Source organism: Bacillus sp. MD-5 (genome assembly GCF_002201875.1).
Lineage (GTDB): Bacteria > Bacillota > Bacilli > Bacillales > Bacillaceae > Bacillus > Bacillus stercoris.
In genome coordinates, this window is the sequence record NZ_CP021911.1 from 2,194,530 (window position 1) to 2,212,114 (window position 17,585).

Sequence of the window (17,585 nt, forward strand, 5' to 3'; positions counted from 1 at the left end):
ACCGCCTGATAACAAATAAACAGTCTCAAAGTCATACGACAGCCCTTCAATGCTCGCGCAAAACGGAATAAGCTGTCCACGATCACGCGTGGATACACGATTACCCTCCTTGATTCAACCGAAGAGATTCGCTCTCTCTTCTGTCATGCGGCATGACGATTTTCCTCGTACTTCTTGATCTCATATCCGGCTTTGCTGCCGATATGCTCCGACATCCCGGCGGTAAACTCCTTTACTGTTTCAAACAGACACCCTCAATTTCAATACGTAGCCATGTACGCCGTCAACACATAATGTATTGCCATCCATACAATCCACAGACATACGACGTGTCAATAACGAAATATTTTGAATCATCTATTGGATAAGGGAATTTTTTCATATATGATAGAGAAAGATCTTACATACAGGAGAGAATATAATTCATGAAGCAATGGAAAGATATCCACCCGATCAGCTGGACAATTATAATCGGAACCATTTTTGGCAGAATGGCAACATCGATGAGCATTCCTTTTTTAGCGATTTATTTGACAGCCGTCCAAGGTGCATCAGCTTCCTATGCAGGGCTGGTCATTGCCGCAAGCTCCTCAGTCGGCATCCTCGCAAGCTTTTACGGCGGATATATCTCCGATAAATTCGGCAGAAAAAACATGATGCTTGTGTCCATTTTTGGATGGATGCTGGTATTTATGGGGTTTGCAGCAGCATCTCATCTCTGGGTGTTTTTTGTAGTCAACGCATTAAACGGCCTTTGCAAATCACTGTTTGAGCCCGCTTCAAAGGCTTTGCTGTCTGATATGACAGAAGAAAAAACAAGACTGCTTGTTTTTAATTTACGCTATGCAGCTATTAATATCGGCGTTGTCTTCGGACCCGTGCTTGGCCTGTATTTCGGCTCATCGCAATCGACCACGCCCTTTTTGGTGCCTGCAGTCATTTACGGACTATACGGACTTGTGCTTGCCAGCCAATTTAAAAAACATCCCTCCTTATCAGCTTCAGACCAGTCCCGGCCTATGAGCGTGAAGGAAGCGTTTATGGTCACACAAAAGGATTATCTTTTTACAATTGCTTTGGTTGGCATTACGCTATGCACCTTCGGCTACTCACAATTTAGTTCCACATTCCCTCAGTATATGGCGCAGAACCCCTTGATCGGCAATGGAACGAAGCTGTACGGACTGATGCTGACATTAAATGCAATCGTTGTGTTGGCGACGCAATTTCCCATTGTCCATTTTGCAAAACGTTTTTCGCCGCTTTGCTCTCTGATGCTCGGTAATGTGATGGTTAGTATCAGCATGGCCATTTTCACCGTATCACACGGTGTTTCATCACTTGTGATGATTGTCATCACTTTTACAATCGGCGAAGTGCTTTTGTTCTCTATGATGGATTTGTTTGTAGACCAGATTGCAAAACCAGGATTAAAAGGCACTTATTTCGGGGCAATCGGTTTTTCCCAGCTCGGAAACGTCATCGGCCCCTGGGTCGGAGGGATATGTATAGACCTGTTTGGCGCTGGTCGGCCAATTTTTATTTTTTCTGTCCTGAGCGGCATTACCCTGCTCGGACTGCCATTTTTAGCGGTCGCCTATCGGCAGATGAAAACGGCAACCACAATACACGGTTCCCGTCTGGAAAAGCAGCTTTAAATAAAAAACGGGAGAAAATGAATCTCTCCCGCAAACATGAGGTGAAGAACATGAATATAGGCGATGTGATGTTTCAGCTGTTTGTATTTATCCTATTTGCCGCAGTCATCTTTGCGGCTGTTACAGGCTTCAAGTATGCGAAAAACCGAAAAGCGCAGCTGGATCGCATTGAGAAAAAGCTGAACAGCCTGTCCAAAGATCACGATTAACAGCTTGGGGCAACGAGCTCTACCTTAATCCGGTCCGGATCCTCACAATAAACTGCATAATGCCCGTCTCCTCCGGCAAAAGGATGCCTGTCTTGGTACAACACACGATAGCCTTTTGCCGTCAGTTTTTTGGTCATCTGATCGACTTGATGCTTGGATTCAGCATGAAATGCGAGATGGTTCAGACCGACTCGGCATCTATGGTATTCCGGCTCTAGAAAAGGCTCTTTCGCCTGCACAATTACTAAGTAAAAACAATCTTTCTTCCAGCTGATGCCTGAGCTCCATTTTTGGTACTCTTTATAGCCAAGTTCTTTTAAAAACCAGCCCCAAAACCGCCTTGACGTCTCCAAATCAGAGACATACAGTTCCAGATGATGCACAGTTTCATACCCTCCTTACCAGCACTTCCTCGACCTTATGCCCGTCTCCCTTACGCAAAATGAGATCTGATCTGAATTTAGTCGGCAGGATATTTTCATATAAATTCGGCCGGTTAACACTCTCCCAAATCGAGGCTGCCATCTCGTCAGCCTCCTGATCGGACAAGTCTTTAAATTTATGAAAATATGAATCAGGATTTTGAAAAGCAGTTTCCCGAAGCAGACGAAAACGCTCCAAATACCAAGTGAAAATCCGGCTTTCCTCCGCATCCACATAAATCGAAAAATCGAAGAAATCGGAAACAAAAATACGCGGGTTTTCCCGGTCATCCTCCAAGGTGGGGGACTGAAGCACATTAATGCCTTCAATAATTACAATATCCGCCTGCTCTACAACCTCGAACACACCTTCCTCGCGGTCATAGGTTAGATGGGAATACACCGGGGCCTTTACGCTGTCCTTTCCTGATTTTAAGTCATTCAAAAATTCGAGCAGCGCCTTTACATCATAGCTTTCAGGAAACCCTTTTCTTGACATCATATTTTTCTTTTTGAGCTCAGCAGTAGGAAATAAAAAACCATCTGTTGTAATAAGGCTCACTTTGGGACGGTCAGGCAAACGCGAAAGCAGCTTCTGCAAGATCCGCGCCGTCGTGCTTTTTCCAACTGCGACACTGCCGGCGATGCCGATAATAAACGGGATTTTGGCTGAATGCGGGTGCTTCAAAAAAACATTGACATGCTTATTGCGTTCAGCAGCAGACTTGACATGCAAATGGAGCAGCCGAACAAGCGGAATATAGATCGTTTCCACTTCTTCAACAGATAGATAATCATTGAGCCCTTCCACCGCTTTTGCCTCTTCTTCAGATACAGCAATCGACAAATGTCCCCCAAAACCAGACCAAGACTCTCGATTGTGCTGTGTATATAAAGTATGTAAGTTAAGCTCTTTATTTTTCACTGTTTACACCTGACTCTCTGTAGGTTAAAACCCTTACAAAGATTGTAACGGAAAACCTTTTCACTGTCTGCTTATTTTTTCATTTCGTTTTTTAGCAAATCAGCACCGATTCGGTTATACGCAGCCATTTCCTCTTTTGGAACCATGCTTCCTCCCGTTCCCCAGACGATATGTACGGCATGTTCCATATTATATTTCTGACTATAGCGCCTTCCCTCTTCTGTCGAATAAAGCTGAACCGGCCCGAACATGCCGGCAAGAGCAGATGGCTCTAAATATTGATTTTCGGATACAGCCAGCATATGAAGCAAAGTATAAAGCATATTGTCCTCTACCGTATAACAGCCGCTCAGAAGCGGTTCAACCAGCTTGCCGACAAACCCTGACGGCCTCCCTACGGCAAGTCCGTCAGCAGCCGTCCGATTATCCAGACCGATATCCTGGACGGAGATCTGCTCGTGAAGTCCTGAATAAAGCCCTAACAGCATACACGGTGAATGAGTTGGTTCTGCGAAAAACACGTGAACATGATCTCCGTATAAAAGCTTCAGCCCAAAGGCTACACCGCCCGGTCCTCCGCCGACTCCGCACGGCAGATACACAAACAAGGGCGTTTCGAGACTTGGCTGTATATTCATATTGTCAAGCTGTGTTTTTAATCGGCTTGCAGCAACAGCATATCCTAAGAACAGCTGACGAGAATGTTCATCATCAATAAAATAACAGAATGGATCTTGTTCCGCCTGCCGTCTCCCTTCGTTCACCGCTTCACTGTAATCTGTTTCGTACTCCATAACAGTGACACCCTTTTGGCGGAGGAGATCCTTTTTCCACTGCTTAGCATCGGCCGACATATGCACTGTCACGCGAAACCCGAGTGCCGCGCCAATGATGCCAATGCTTAAACCCAGGTTTCCTGTTGAACCGACAGCAATCGAATAGCGGGAGAAAAACGCGGCAAACCGGTCTTCCCGTAAGATGCAGTAATCATCAGTTTCCTGAAGTATGCCTTCTTGAAGCGCCAGATCTTCTGCATGCTTTAATACTTCATAAATCCCGCCCCGCGCTTTAATCGACCCTGAAATCGGAAGTTCGTGGTCGCACTTTAAAAGCCATCTTCCCGGGAATGGCTGCTGATATGCCGCTTCCAGCTTTTCCTTCATATACTGCATCTCAAAAAGCGGAGACTCGATGATCCCTTTAGCTCCTTTCGTCTCAGGAAACACCTCGGCAATATAAGGGGCAAAGCGCCGCAGTCTTTTTTCCGCTTCCGCGATCTCGGTTGCCCACTCATCTGCATGGGGTAATGGCCGCTTCTCTTTCTTGCCTGAATTTGCCCAGAATACAGGCTCTGCATCAATCAGTTTCTGAATAAACGGATCTTTGAGCAGAACATGAAGGACATCTGAATGGATTGACATTCAACAATCTCTCCCTTCCACTATCAAAAACTGCCTCGTGAGAAACAATCATTCCACCACAGGCAGTTCCATCATTATTTTTTCATGAGCACGCGTCCTGCCAGCTTTTCAACGAGAGCTGGAAACAGCTGATACAGCTTAGTGCCGGCATTCATTAAACGCGGAAGATTGATCTCCCGTTTGTTCGTAAAAATTGCAGCTGTAATTTGAGCTGCCACGTCATCAGGATCAAGCATCCAGCGGCCGACATTTTTGACGTAGTCCCCGCCTTTATCAGCAATGGAAAAAAAGTCCGTCTGAATCGGTCCCGGATTGACTGTTGTCACATAAATGCCGGTTCCCGACAGCTCCATCCGCAAAGCATTTGAGTATCCTAGCACGGCATGTTTTGTCGCGGAATACAGGCTAGACTTCGGTGTTGCGATTTTCCCCGCTTGAGAGGCGATATTGATGATATGGCCCTTTTTTTGCTCAAGCATTTGCGGGAGCACCGCTTTTGTACAGGCGACCAGGCCGAACACATTTACATCAAACATTGCTTTCATGTCTTCCAATGTCGAGTCTAAAACCGTTTCAAATATACCGAAGCCCGCATTGTTGATCAGAACATCAACCGAGCCGATCTGATCACGGACCCGGGCGATATCCTCTAGGCGGCCGACATCCAGAGGAAAGATCTCACACTGTCCGCTCCATTCCTCGGTTATTTTCCTTTTGATTTCTATCAAACGATCCTCACGTCTAGCCGACAGCAGGACATGGGCTCCTTCAGCCGCGCATAAGTATGCGATTCTTTCTCCAAGCCCTCCTGAAGCACCGGTTATCCAAATCCTTTTTCCCGCTATATGTTTCACCCATTTCACCTCTTCATTGTTCTAAAGTATGCGATGTTTCCTTCCCAATATGACGTGATGGCTTCTTCAGCCTCCAACACATCAAGATGCCCTGCCGTTTCTGACATTGTTAAAAACAATTCCTTTTCATATACAGCAGGAAAAAGCTGCTGACAGACCTGAAAAGCGGTCATCGGCTTTTCAGCCAACATGCGACGCACATCCTCCGTTCGATTCCTCTGCTTGTCAAAACGCTTCTCAATCAGCGCTTGGACACTGGTGATTGGCTCGCCGTGACCAGGAAATACGATTGTTGGCTCAAGTTGAGACAGCCTGCGCAAAGACCGCTGATAATCCACTAAAGGCTTTGACCTGACGTCTCCCGCTTTCGGCGCTTCTATAATCGGATTAGACGAGCTGTTGGCCAGCAGTAGATCTCCGCCAAGCATCCTTCCGCTTTTTTCATGGAAAAGAACGATATGCGATTCAGCATGTCCAGGCATCTCCAACACAGACCAGCCCTCAAGCCCGTCAATGCCCATACCTTCACTGATTGTTTTTGTCAGAGATCTCGTACAGGAAAATGCATACGCTGACCGAATCAGCTTTTCCGCCTTCCCCGTATCAAATGGAACGCCTAATTCAGGCAGCAGCTTTTGAAAAAAATGTTTTTGCCAATCCATAAAGGCTTGATTTCGGCTGATATAAGGTTCGTTGAAGGCATGCCCAATCACTTCGATTTCATCTGAAAAGACATCAAGCAAGCCTGCATGGTCAGCATGATGGTGAGTCAGTACAACCTGCTCGATATCTGACATTTTCACATTTACAGCAGCAAGCTGCTCTTGTAAGGCGCTGGAAGCCTCTTTTGTATTCGGCCCGGCATCGATAAGTGTCAGCGCATCACCTTTTACGAGGTAAACGATAACATCGCCGACAGCAAACGGCGTCGGGAGGCGGATCGCAATTACATCTTCAGTTGTCATCCTTTCGCTCCTTGTCTTCATTCATTATTCATATTTTAGCTTTTTCTCGGTCTTATGTCATTATTGCTGAATGAGAACAGACCTTTTTGAAAAAGCTATTGACATTAGCTTGTCCGCCATTGCATAATGAACAACAAACTAAAACGAGAACATTGGAACGCTATGACGAGGAATAGTATACAAGGCAATGGCCTAAGAGAGCGATACCCCTGGCTGAAAGGTATTGCGGCCCGCTTGTTTGTAGAACCTGCCCTCAAGTCGCGGTTAGGAAAACCTAAACGTTTCCCGCGTTACGGGATTTGAGCTGAGCACAATTTGTGCTAATGAGGGTGGTACCGCGAACCTTTTCGTCCTTTACGTGATGAAAAGGTTTTTTGTTGTTCTGATAGAAGGAGGATATCAATGAAAAAGATAGGATTTGTCGGCGCCGGGTCAATGGCTGAAGCAATGATCAACGGTATTTTGCAAAGCGGCATCACAAAATCAGAACATATCTATATTACAAACCGCTCAAATGACGAGCGTCTGATTGAATTAAAGGAAGCGTACGGCGTGCGTCCATGCAGAGATAAAAATGAGTTTTTCACTCACACCGATATCATCATCCTCGCTTTCAAACCGAAAGACGCGGCGGAAAGCATCGACAGCATCCGGGCGTATCTCAAGGACCAGCTGGTGATTTCAGTACTTGCAGGCCTTACCATCGAAACCATTCAGCATTATTTCGGCAGAAAGCTCGCGGTCATTCGAGTCATGCCGAATACATCAGCGGCAATCAGAAAATCAGCAACCGGATTTTCCGTAAGCGCAGAAGCAAGCCAGGACGATATTGCTGCTGCAAAGGCTCTATTGGAAACAATCGGCGATGCCACACTGGTGGAGGAGCGTCATCTTGACGCCGTCACTGCAATCGCAGGCAGCGGCCCGGCCTACGTATATCGTTATATTGAGGCAATGGAAAAAGCGGCGCAAAAAGTAGGATTAGATAAAGAAACGGCAAAAGCACTCATTTTGCAGACAATGGCAGGGGCAACTGATATGCTCCTTCAAAGCGGCAAACAGCCTGCACAGCTGCGCAAGGAAATCACCAGTCCTGGGGGCACTACAGAGGCAGGCCTTCGTGCTTTACAGGACTCCCGCTTTGAAGAGGCGATTATTCACTGTATTGAAGAGACCGCTAAACGGAGCGCAGAAATCAAAGAACAGTTTGCCGGAGCGGCTTTAGAGAGGCATTAGACAGAAGGATAGGGCCTTCTGTCTTTCTTTTTCTACAACTGCTGGCCGGCTGTTTCCGATTGCTTTAATAGCGCGGAGATCGTAAATGAAAGCAAATCGGGAAGCACTTCAAAGGAATAAGGCATGTACAATCTTTCCGTCCATTTGTGCGGGTCTTTGCCAGCCGGACCGACATTTAAAACGGGGACATATAAAGCCTGTTCTTTGCCGCTTGGCAATGAATATCCTCTATTAAAGAGCGGCATATTGCTTGTGTATGCGTCAACCTCCTGCTTTTCCAGCTGAAGATAGCTCAAGTCCGATAGTCCGGGAAAGTACTGAACCTCCCGCAACGCAATGCCGTATCTGTTAACCGCATACTGCATAAGCTGATCAGCTGTATGCCTAATCAATTGATCGTCCTTTGACGAAACGGCCGGATAAAACGGCGGACTATAAAAAAGAACAATAAGCGGGGCATCCTCTTTACAAAGCGAAGCAATCTCAGAAACAATTTTCGTCGAAAAATCCCTGTCTCCAAGCTCCCCCCTGTTAGCAAAGGCATAATTAAGAGCTCGGTCTGTTTCCGAAATTCCAGCACGTTTTTTTGCACGCGCGACCAGCTCATCAAATGTCAAAACAGTGACGGCCCGTTCAATCGGCTGAAATGGCTCAAATTGCTGAAAACTCTGTGTTTTCTTCCGAACGTTCGACATGATTTCCTCCGCCGCCTGTTTTGCGGTTTTCAGCAGCATCTGGTGCAGCTCACTAGCCGAGCGTCTCATTGACAGCACATTAAATAATGTGACAGCTGTATGCGGTGTCTGAACTGAATATGCCTCTTTCAAGTCCTTTTGCATTAAGTTTACCGGCGGCGGAGTGACCTCACCATCAACCTTTTCACAATAATCAGCATTCAGTTCAAGCAAACGGTTAATCTCAGATACCATTAAATTCGCGTTTAGGCCTGAAAACGGCTCTCCAACATGTGTCTCAATTCCCTTGCAGAAAAATCCCGCAAGCACCTTGCCAATGCTTCCTGTATAAAAATATTGCTGCTGGTCGCCGGGGAATTTTTCAAACATCGGTTCAGCATTCAGGCAGGCGGTTAATGTGATATCATGCTTTTTCTCCATTTCCTTCAATACAGGAACCGCCTCAATCATGCCTCTTGAATTCACTTCCTCGTCCGGAACTGTTATCAACAGCAGATTGCCCTCAAAATGGCCGTTCATTGCACGCTCCAGCATCGACAACTGAACACAAAGCCCCGCTTTCATATCCATCGTCCCTCTGCCAAACAGCCAGTCTCCGCTTTCAGCATCTCTTCTCACACGTTCAGGAAGCAGCTCTTTTTTCTCTAAAAAGGAACTCAAAAGCTCAGCAGGCTTGCAAGCCATATGTTTAAATTCTCCGTAATCCTCTATGTCAACGACATCAAAATGACTCAACAGAAGCACTGTCTTTTTGACTTTCTTCTTTTTGACTAAAGCCGTAAGAAAAGATCTGCCATCGTCCATCGTATGAAGAGTTACATCATCAGGATGTTTTTGAAAATAAGGCTTGTCCTTCAAAATAAAATAAAGATATTCTGCAAGTGCTGCCTCGTCCTTCGAACCGGTGATGCTTTCGTATTGCACAAGAGAAGTTAAAAGTGCCCGCAATTCGTCCTTCGTCTGCCAATTCATCGATTACCGCCCCTCCTATGAATAAAAACGCTGATAAACTGAAAAATAAAATGATTTCTTGTCTATTATACAGAAATGTTTGACAAAAACGGATCTTTTGAGCAGTTTATATGACGCGAAAGAAATGACTTGATATAATCAATCTCTAAAAACCTTACGGGAGGCGAAAGAAATGGCCAGAAAATTATTCACACCTATTACAATTAAAGATATGACATTAAAAAATCGCATTGTTATGTCACCAATGTGCATGTATTCTTCTCATGAAAAGGACGGGAAATTAACGCCGTTCCACATGGCGCATTACATATCGCGTGCAATCGGCCAGGTCGGACTGATTATTGTAGAGGCGTCAGCAGTTAACCCTCAGGGTCGAATCACAGACCAAGACTTAGGCATTTGGAGCGACGAGCATATTGAAGGCTTTGCCAAACTGACTGAGCAGGTCAAAGAACAAGGTTCAAAAATCGGCATTCAGCTTGCCCATGCCGGACGTAAAGCTGAGCTTGAAGGAGACATTTTCGCTCCATCGGCGATTGCGTTTGACGAACAATCAGCAACACCAGTAGAAATGTCAGCAGAAAAAGTAAAAGAAACGATCCAGGAGTTTAAGCAAGCGGCTGCCCGCGCAAAAGAAGCCGGCTTTGATGTGATTGAAATTCATGCGGCGCACGGATATTTAATTCACGAATTTTTATCTCCGCTTTCCAACCATCGCACAGATGAATACGGCGGCTCACCTGAAAACCGCTATCGTTTCTTGAGAGAGATCATCGATGAAGTCAAACAAGTATGGGACGGGCCATTATTTGTCCGTGTATCTGCTTCAGACTATACAGATAAAGGATTGGACATCGCCGATCACATCGGTTTTGCAAAATGGATGAAGGAGCAGGGTGTTGACTTAATCGACTGCAGTTCAGGCGCCCTTGTTCACGCAGACATTAATGTATTTCCCGGCTATCAGGTCAGCTTCGCCGAGAAAATTCGTGAACAGGCGGACATGGCGACTGGTGCCGTCGGCATGATTACAGACGGTTCAATGGCTGAAGAAATTCTGCAAAACGGACGTGCCGACCTCATCTTTATCGGCAGAGAGCTTTTGCGGGATCCATTCTTTGCAAGAACCGCCGCGAAACAGCTCAATACAGAGATTCCGGCCCCTGTTCAATACGAAAGAGGCTGGTAATGCCTATGAGAGATATCCACTGCCGGATATCTCTTTTTTTATTTTTAGAGAAACGATCGGCTAAGGTTCTCCGTCTCCCTAGTAGAACCAATTAGAGGAGATGACTCCAATGAAATCAGCTTGGATGGAAAAGACATATACAATTGACGGATGTGCGTTTCATACACAGCACCGGAAAGGAACAAGCGGTGTAACGATTGTCTTTGAGGCCGGCTACGGTACTTCTTCTGAGACGTGGAAACCATTAATGGCGGACATTGATGATGAATTTGGCATTTTCACATATGATCGGGCGGGCATAGGGAAAAGCGGGCGAAGCAGAGCGAAACGAACAGCCGAACAACAAGTGAAAGAATTGGAGAGTTTGCTTAAAGCAGCAGATGTAAAACCTCCTTATCTGGCTGTTTCACACTCATACGGAGCTGTCATCACCGGCTTATGGGCCTGCAAAAACAAGTATGATATTATCGGCATGGTCCTTCTTGATCCAGCTTTAGGAGATTGCGCCAGCTTCACCTTTATACCCGAAGAGATGCACAAATCATATACGAGAAAGATGATGCTTGAGGGCACACCTGCAGAATTTTCAAAAAGTCTGCAGGAGCTCAAACAGCGGCAAATCCATTTAGGAAACATGCCTCTCCTTGTATTGTCATCAGGAGAACGGACTGAGAAATTCGCTGCTGAACAGGAATGGCAAAACTTGCACAGCAGCATATTGTCTCTATCCAACCAAAGCGGCTGGATTCAAGCTAAAAACAGCTCCCACAACATCCATCATGATGAACCTCATATCGTTCATTTGGCTATTTATGACGTATGGTGCGCAGCGTGCCAGCAGGCCGCCCCTCTTTACCAGGCAGTCAATTAACGTAAAAAAAGACCGGGCCGTAAGAGACGCCCGGTCTTTTTTGTTATTTTGTTTCACGGTGAAGGGTATATTTCTTCAAACGCGGTGAATATTTTTTCAGCTCCAAACGATCTGGATTGGTGCGTTTATTTTTTGTTGTAATGTAATTTCGGTCTCCCGTTTCAGTGCAAGCTAAAGTAACATTGACTCTCATCGTTCACATCTCCTTTTTTAAAACGTAATGATTACGCTTTATTATACAACGTAATGGCAAATTGTCAAATAAGATGCCTTCAGCCTCGCGGGATGGTTACCTCTAAGAAATCATATGCCGCCACACTATTTGGGAAAACATCAACCGCTTCTTTTTGAAGCTCCAAAGAGGCATCCCCCTGATATCTTGCGCTGATATGGGTTAAAATGAGCTGCTTCGCTCCTGCTTCTTTCGCTGTTACAGCCGCTTGTTCCGTTGTGCTGTGATAATAATCATAAGCCAGTTTATGATCTTCCTTAGCAAAGGTTGCTTCATGAACAAGCACATCACAATCTCTTGCAAGCTCTTTTAGTTTGTCGCTAACTCTCGTATCTCCGGAGAACACAACAGATCTTCCTTTGTTGGGAGGCTCCAGAAAATCACTCCCATTGATGATGCGTCCGTCTTCAAGCGTTACCGTTTCGCCTTTTTTGATTTTCTGATACACCGGTCCGGGCGGGATGTTCATTTCTTTTAATACATCCGCCTTCAGGGCACCCGTTACGTCTTTTTCCTGCACACGGTACCCGAAGGCTTCTACGCCATGAATAACAGAAACCGCTGTGACAATAAACTGATCGTCTTCAAACACGATGCCTTCTTCAATTTCCTGGACCGCAAGCGGATATGTCAAATGGGTTTTCGTGACGGCAAGGCTTGTTTCAATAAACGCTTTGATCCCTTTAGGTCCGTACACTGTCAGCTCGTCCTCTCCGCCTTGAAAGGAACGGCTCCCCAGAAGCCCCGGAAGTCCGTATACATGGTCACCATGCATGTGTGTAATAAAGATTTTCTCTATTTTACGAGGTTTAATCGTTGTATGTAAAATTTGATGCTGTGTGGCTTCCCCGCAGTCAAAAAGCCATACCGAACGCCTTTCTTCAAGCAATTTCAATGCGATAGAGGTGACGTTTCTCGTCTTGGCGGGAATGCCGGCTCCCGTCCCTAAAAAAAGTAATTCCACGTTTCCTTCCTCCTACTAGAACCAGATACCTACAAGAATACAGGATCAAGCGCAAAATGTGAATCTTGCCTCTCAAAAGAACAATCCTTTCGTGCTAGAAACATTTTTTCAGCATTCTGCTTAAAAAAGGGCTTAAATGTTTGCTTTCGTTGAATTTTAGATTTAAAATGAAGGAAATATACGGGGTGTACTAAAATAAAGCTTCGAATAAAGTGAGGTACTTTTAGTGAAAACAAACCAACAACCAAAAGCAGTAATTGTCATATTCGGTGCAACTGGAGATTTAGCAAAACGAAAATTGTATCCGTCTATTCACCGTTTATATCAAAACGGACAAATCGGAGAAGAGTTTGCAGTGGTAGGAGTTGGAAGAAGACCTTGGTCAAATGAGGATCTTCGCCAAACCGTTAAAACATCCATTTCCTCGTCTGCAGATAAGCATATAGATGATTTCACGTCTCATTTTTACTACCACCCGTTTGACGTGACAAATCCTGGATCTTATCAAGAGCTTAACGTATTGCTTAACCAGCTGGAAGATACATATCAAATTCCGAACAACAGAATGTTCTACTTGGCAATGGCTCCTGAATTCTTCGGAACAATTGCAAAAACATTAAAATCAGAGGGTGTAACAGCTACAACAGGATGGTCCCGCCTTGTCATCGAAAAGCCGTTCGGCCACGATCTGCCAAGCGCACAGGCATTAAACAAAGAAATCCGTGAAGCGTTTACGGAAGATCAAATTTACAGAATCGACCATTATCTAGGCAAACAAATGGTTCAGAACATTGAAGTGATTCGATTTGCCAATGCGATTTTCGAACCGCTCTGGACAAACCGCTACATCTCAAACATTCAAATTACGTCTAGCGAATCACTTGGCGTAGAAGACCGTGCAAGATATTACGAAAAATCAGGCGCCCTCCGCGACATGGTGCAAAACCATATTATGCAGATGGTTGCCCTCCTTGCAATGGAGCCGCCGATCAAATTGAACACAGAAGAAATCCGCAGCGAAAAAGTGAAGGTGCTGAGAGCACTGCGCCCTATTGCAAAAGATGAAGTGGATGAGTACTTTGTGCGCGGACAATATCAAGCCGGTGAAATTGACGGTATGCCTGTTCCTTCTTATACAGAAGAAGATAATGTCGCTCCTGACTCCAATACAGAAACCTTTGTTGCCGGCAAGCTCTTGATCGACAACTTCAGATGGGCTGGTGTTCCATTCTATATCCGTACCGGAAAACGAATGAAAGAAAAGTCCACAAAAATTGTCGTTCAATTTAAGGACATTCCGATGAACCTGTACTACGGCAATGAAAACAACATGAATCCGAACTTGCTTGTCATTCATATTCAGCCTGAAGAAGGCATTACACTTTACTTAAATGCTAAAAAGCTTGGCGGTGCAGCACACGCGCAGCCAATCAAACTCGATTATTGCAGCAATTGCAATGACGAGTTGAACACTCCTGAAGCATATGAAAAACTAATTCACGACTGTCTTCTTGGCGATGCAACAAACTTTGCACACTGGGATGAAGTTGCCCTTTCTTGGAGCTTTGTCGACTCCATTTCTGAAACATGGGCAGCAAACAAAACCTTATCTCCTAACTACGAATCAGGCTCAATGGGACCGAAAGAATCAGATGATCTTTTGGCGAAAGACGGCTTGCACTGGTGGAATATATAATAAGAAAAAAGCCGAAAATGCTCGCAAGCATTTTCGGCTTTTTTGCAGCTGCCACAGAGGTATAGCACTCTCTTTAATAACAAAACCCCCCGAAGCTCTTGCGGTTCGGGGGGTTCTATTGATTACTTCATCCATTCAGTATGGAAAATACCTTCTTTATCAGTACGCTCATACGTATGAGCGCCAAAGTAGTCACGCTGTGCTTGGATTAAGTTTGCAGGCAGTACGGCTGTACGGTAGCTGTCATAATAAGCTAATGCGCTTGAGAATGATGGCACCGGCACACCTTGGGCAACTGCAAGTGAAATCACCTGGCGAAGCGCTCCTTGGTAGCTTTCTGCAATATTCTTGAAGTAGCTGTCAAGAAGCAGGTTGTCAAGCTCAGGCTCGCGATCGTAAGCTTCTTTGATTTTCTGAAGGAACGCTGCACGAATGATGCAGCCGCCACGGAAGATCATAGCGATTTCACCATATTTCAGATCCCAGTTATATTCTTCAGAAGCAGCTTTCATTTGGGCAAATCCTTGCGCGTATGAGCAGATTTTACTCATGAACAACGCTTTTCTGACCGCTTCAATCAGCTCTTCTTTATTTTCCGTAACAGGCTTCACTTCCGGTCCTGAAAGAAGTCCGCTCGCTTTCACACGCTCTTCCTTCATAGCTGAGATAAAACGCGCGAATACAGATTCAGTAATAATCGGAAGCGGAACACCTAAGTCAAGTGCGCTTTGGCTTGTCCATTTTCCTGTTCCTTTTTGCCCTGCTTTATCGAGAATCACATCAACAAGCGGTTTGCCTGTCTCTTCGTCTTTTTTCGTGAAGATGTCAGCTGTAATCTCAATCAGGTAGCTGTCAAGCTCTCCTTTATTCCATTCAGCGAAAACTTCATGAAGCTCATCAGCTGAAAGGCCCAGCACCTGTTTCAGAATGAAGTAAGATTCAGAAATCAGCTGCATATCTCCATATTCAATACCATTGTGCACCATTTTTACATAATGGCCGGCACCATCAGGACCGATATATGTCGTACAAGGTTCTCCGTCAACTTTTGCAGAAATGGCTTCAAGAATCGGTTTCACAAGCTCATGTGCTTCTTTTTGTCCGCCAGGCATGATAGAAGGCCCTTTAAGCGCCCCTTCTTCTCCGCCGGAAACGCCTGTTCCGATAAAATGAATTCCGCTTTCAGCGAGTTCTTTGTTACGGCGCTGTGTATCTTTATAATATGTATTTCCGCCGTCAATTAAAATATCATCCTTCTCTAGATGAGGAAGAAGAGATTGAATTGTCGCATCTGTTGCAGTTCCCGCTTTAACCATTAATAAGATTTTGCGCGGTGTTTCCAAGGATTGGACAAATTCTTCAATGCTGTATGTGCCAACAACATTTTTTCCTTTTGCCTCTTGCAAAAACTCCTCAGTCTTACTGCTAGATCTGTTGTAAACAGAAACAGAAAATCCCCGGCTTTCGATATTTAAAGCCAGATTTTTACCCATGACCGCAAGTCCGATAACGCCGATTTGTTGTTTTGACATATTCTAACGTCCCTTCTGCAAACGTTTAATCATTTTAAAATTTAAATTAAAATAAAATGATATTTATAATAAAGAAATTACCATACTTTCACCCTTTTTTTCAAGCGATTCAGCTTTTCTTTTCATCCTGAAAAAAATCTTTATTAAAGCTTGTTCCCTTCGTTTTGCTCTCCTCTTTTTTTACCCTTGCACCTTTTCTGATCAGTTTAGATCCGTACTTTTCATTCAGCTTTTCCATTATCTGCTGAATGGGCTCATCCCTCGCATCCTCATTAAAGCTGAACAAATCGAGCTGCTTATAGGCCTGCTCTTTTTCTACCAAATCGGTTCCGGTAATGCCAAGCAGCCTGACAGGATTTTTATTCCAGTGCTTAAAAAAGAGGTGCTCTGCTTCTTTCAAGATTTCATTTTTTTGATCAATCGGATTTCTCAGCGTGATGCTTCTCGTAATGGTTTTCCAATCCGCATATCTAATCATAATAAATAGCTTTGAAGCCATGACTTCCTTGCGCTGTAAACGGTCACTCACGGAAGCGGCAAGTTTTCTGAAAACGCCTAACAGCTCCTCTTCATCACTGGAGTCATGTGAAAGTGTCAATGAGTTGCCGACGCTTTTAAATTCGTAAATGCGCTCCGGGTCAACCGGCGCATGGTGAATGCCGTTTGCTTTATTTTTAAGGCGCGGACCGTTGATGCCAAGCAGGCGCTTCAGCGAGTGTTCATCAGCTGCAGCTAGCTCTCCGATTGTATGAATGCCGAGTCCTTTCAGTTTTTCCGCTGTCTTATTGCCAACTCCGTGCATCTCTCCAACAGGAAGCGGCCAAAGGATGTCGGGCACTTGCCTCTTTCTTAAAATCGTAATTCCAAGCGGCTTTTTCATATCAGACGCCATCTTAGCGAGAAATTTATTCGGCGCGATTCCTATGCTTGACGGAAGCAGCAGCTCTTTTTGCAATCTGCTTTGGATTTCTTTTGCCGTCTCCAGCGCTCGACTGCTGTATGGTGTATCAGTCATGTCCATATAGCCCTCATCAATGGAGACAGGCTCCACCAGGTCAGTATATTCACGGAGAATAGTAAACATGGCTCTGGAAGAGTTTCTATAGCGGTCAAAATTCGGCGGAAGAACGATGAGCTCTGGACAATGGCGCTTCGCTTGCCAAACCGGCATTGTTGTTTTGACGCCGCGCGCCCTTGCTTCGTAGCTGCATGTCACCACAATGCCCTTTCGCTCCTTTACGTTTCCGGCAACTGCGACCGGCTTTCCCCGGAGAGCCGGATCATATGCCATTTCAACCGATGCATAAAAGCTATTCATATCAATATGGAAAATAATTCGGCTCTTTCCCGGCATAAACAAATCTCCTTTTCGTTCATTAGACAACGGCTTGTACATATAGTAAAATGAAGGTACTGAATGGATGTGATTAAAATGTTTGTGGAATCGATAAATGACGTTTTATTCTTAGTCGATTTTTTCACAATTATTCTTCCTGCTCTGACGGCAATCGGGATTGCATTCCTCTTACGAGAGTGCCGTGCCGGCGAGCATTGGAAATCCAAACGAACAGATGAACATCAGACAGTCTTTCACATTAACCGAACAGACTTTCTTATTATTATATATCATCGCATTACAACTTGGATACGTAAAGTCTTCCGCATGAATTCGCCTGTGAACGATGATGAAGACGCCAGTTCTCTTCTTTTATAAACCGCATTTATAAAAAGGAGGAGAACAAAA

General features: G+C 44.9%; 17 protein-coding genes. 7 read left to right on the forward strand and 10 right to left on the reverse strand.

Features of this window, described 5'->3' with window-relative positions; translation table 11 throughout:
* Nucleotides 1-425 precede the first annotated feature (425 nt).
* Nucleotides 426-1,658 carry an MDR family MFS transporter gene (locus CDO84_RS10880; protein WP_040082710.1) on the forward strand — a complete coding sequence of 411 codons (1,233 nt, stop codon included), beginning with the start codon at nucleotides 426-428 and terminating at the stop codon, nucleotides 1,656-1,658.
* A 50-nt stretch (nucleotides 1,659-1,708) separates the two neighbouring features.
* Nucleotides 1,709-1,867, forward strand: coding sequence for a hypothetical protein (locus CDO84_RS21575; RefSeq protein WP_041521369.1), 159 nt, complete (start codon nucleotides 1,709-1,711; stop codon nucleotides 1,865-1,867).
* Here CDO84_RS21575 and CDO84_RS10890 read toward each other — a convergent pair.
* The 5 genes from CDO84_RS10890 to CDO84_RS10910 all read right to left on the reverse strand — a co-directional run bounded on the left by CDO84_RS10890 (nucleotide 1,864) and on the right by CDO84_RS10910 (nucleotide 6,454).
* Entirely contained in the window at nucleotides 1,864-2,250 is a 387-nt protein-coding gene (locus CDO84_RS10890; RefSeq protein ID WP_040082709.1) for a VOC family protein, read from the reverse strand. The genes CDO84_RS21575 and CDO84_RS10890 overlap by 4 nt on opposite strands.
* A gap of 4 nt (nucleotides 2,251-2,254) precedes the next feature.
* A complete protein-coding gene (gene coaA / locus CDO84_RS10895) occupies nucleotides 2,255-3,214 on the reverse strand; it encodes a type I pantothenate kinase (RefSeq protein WP_003245966.1) in 960 nt (319 codons plus the stop codon).
* A gap of 71 nt (nucleotides 3,215-3,285) precedes the next feature.
* Nucleotides 3,286-4,635, reverse strand: coding sequence for a D-serine ammonia-lyase (gene dsdA / locus CDO84_RS10900; RefSeq protein ID WP_040082707.1), 1,350 nt, complete (start codon nucleotides 4,633-4,635; stop codon nucleotides 3,286-3,288).
* A gap of 74 nt (nucleotides 4,636-4,709) precedes the next feature.
* Entirely contained in the window at nucleotides 4,710-5,489 is a 780-nt protein-coding gene (locus CDO84_RS10905; protein WP_040082706.1) for an SDR family NAD(P)-dependent oxidoreductase, read from the reverse strand.
* A gap of 5 nt (nucleotides 5,490-5,494) precedes the next feature.
* On the reverse strand, nucleotides 5,495-6,454 hold the full coding sequence (locus tag CDO84_RS10910) for an MBL fold metallo-hydrolase (RefSeq protein ID WP_040082704.1): 960 nt from the start codon (nucleotides 6,452-6,454) through the stop codon (nucleotides 5,495-5,497).
* 402 nt (nucleotides 6,455-6,856) lie between these two features.
* Between CDO84_RS10910 and proC the strand changes: the two genes are divergently transcribed.
* Nucleotides 6,857-7,690: a pyrroline-5-carboxylate reductase gene (proC, locus tag CDO84_RS10915; protein ID WP_040082703.1), complete on the forward strand. Its 834-nt coding sequence runs from the start codon at nucleotides 6,857-6,859 to the stop codon at nucleotides 7,688-7,690.
* Nucleotides 7,691-7,722: 32 nt separating this feature from the next.
* On the opposite strand, the gene CDO84_RS10920 is transcribed toward proC, so the two are convergent.
* Entirely contained in the window at nucleotides 7,723-9,357 is a 1,635-nt protein-coding gene (locus tag CDO84_RS10920; RefSeq protein WP_040082701.1) for a M20/M25/M40 family metallo-hydrolase, read from the reverse strand.
* A gap of 172 nt (nucleotides 9,358-9,529) precedes the next feature.
* Between CDO84_RS10920 and namA the strand changes: the two genes are divergently transcribed.
* Both namA and CDO84_RS10930 read left to right on the forward strand, forming a co-directional pair.
* Nucleotides 9,530-10,546: an NADPH dehydrogenase NamA gene (gene namA / locus CDO84_RS10925; protein WP_040082699.1), complete on the forward strand. Its 1,017-nt coding sequence runs from the start codon at nucleotides 9,530-9,532 to the stop codon at nucleotides 10,544-10,546.
* A 109-nt stretch (nucleotides 10,547-10,655) separates the two neighbouring features.
* Nucleotides 10,656-11,417, forward strand: coding sequence for an alpha/beta fold hydrolase (locus tag CDO84_RS10930; RefSeq protein WP_014664515.1), 762 nt, complete (start codon nucleotides 10,656-10,658; stop codon nucleotides 11,415-11,417).
* A gap of 43 nt (nucleotides 11,418-11,460) precedes the next feature.
* Here the strand turns inward: CDO84_RS10930 and rpmG are convergent, their stop codons facing one another.
* Both rpmG and rnz read right to left on the reverse strand, forming a co-directional pair.
* Nucleotides 11,461-11,610: a 50S ribosomal protein L33 gene (gene rpmG / locus CDO84_RS10935; RefSeq protein WP_003226511.1), complete on the reverse strand. Its 150-nt coding sequence runs from the start codon at nucleotides 11,608-11,610 to the stop codon at nucleotides 11,461-11,463.
* Nucleotides 11,611-11,689: 79 nt separating this feature from the next.
* A complete protein-coding gene (gene rnz / locus CDO84_RS10940; RefSeq protein ID WP_040082698.1) occupies nucleotides 11,690-12,613 on the reverse strand; it encodes a ribonuclease Z in 924 nt (307 codons plus the stop codon).
* Between the two features lie 226 nt (nucleotides 12,614-12,839).
* Between rnz and zwf the strand changes: the two genes are divergently transcribed.
* The gene (gene zwf, locus CDO84_RS10945) at nucleotides 12,840-14,309 is read left to right on the forward strand and encodes a glucose-6-phosphate dehydrogenase (protein ID WP_040082697.1); all 1,470 of its coding nucleotides are present in this window, start codon (nucleotides 12,840-12,842) and stop codon (nucleotides 14,307-14,309) included.
* A 122-nt stretch (nucleotides 14,310-14,431) separates the two neighbouring features.
* On the opposite strand, the gene gndA is transcribed toward zwf, so the two are convergent.
* Nucleotides 14,432-15,841 carry an NADP-dependent phosphogluconate dehydrogenase gene (gndA, locus tag CDO84_RS10950; RefSeq protein WP_014664518.1) on the reverse strand — a complete coding sequence of 470 codons (1,410 nt, stop codon included), beginning with the start codon at nucleotides 15,839-15,841 and terminating at the stop codon, nucleotides 14,432-14,434.
* A gap of 109 nt (nucleotides 15,842-15,950) precedes the next feature.
* Complete coding sequence (locus CDO84_RS10955) at nucleotides 15,951-17,195, reverse strand: DNA polymerase IV (protein ID WP_040082695.1); 1,245 nt, start codon at nucleotides 17,193-17,195, stop codon at nucleotides 15,951-15,953.
* A 72-nt stretch (nucleotides 17,196-17,267) separates the two neighbouring features.
* Here CDO84_RS10955 and mifM point away from each other — a divergent pair, with 72 nt between their 5' ends.
* Nucleotides 17,268-17,555 carry a membrane protein insertion/folding monitor MifM gene (mifM, locus tag CDO84_RS10960; protein ID WP_080478337.1) on the forward strand — a complete coding sequence of 96 codons (288 nt, stop codon included), beginning with the start codon at nucleotides 17,268-17,270 and terminating at the stop codon, nucleotides 17,553-17,555.
* Nucleotides 17,556-17,585 lie beyond the last annotated feature (30 nt).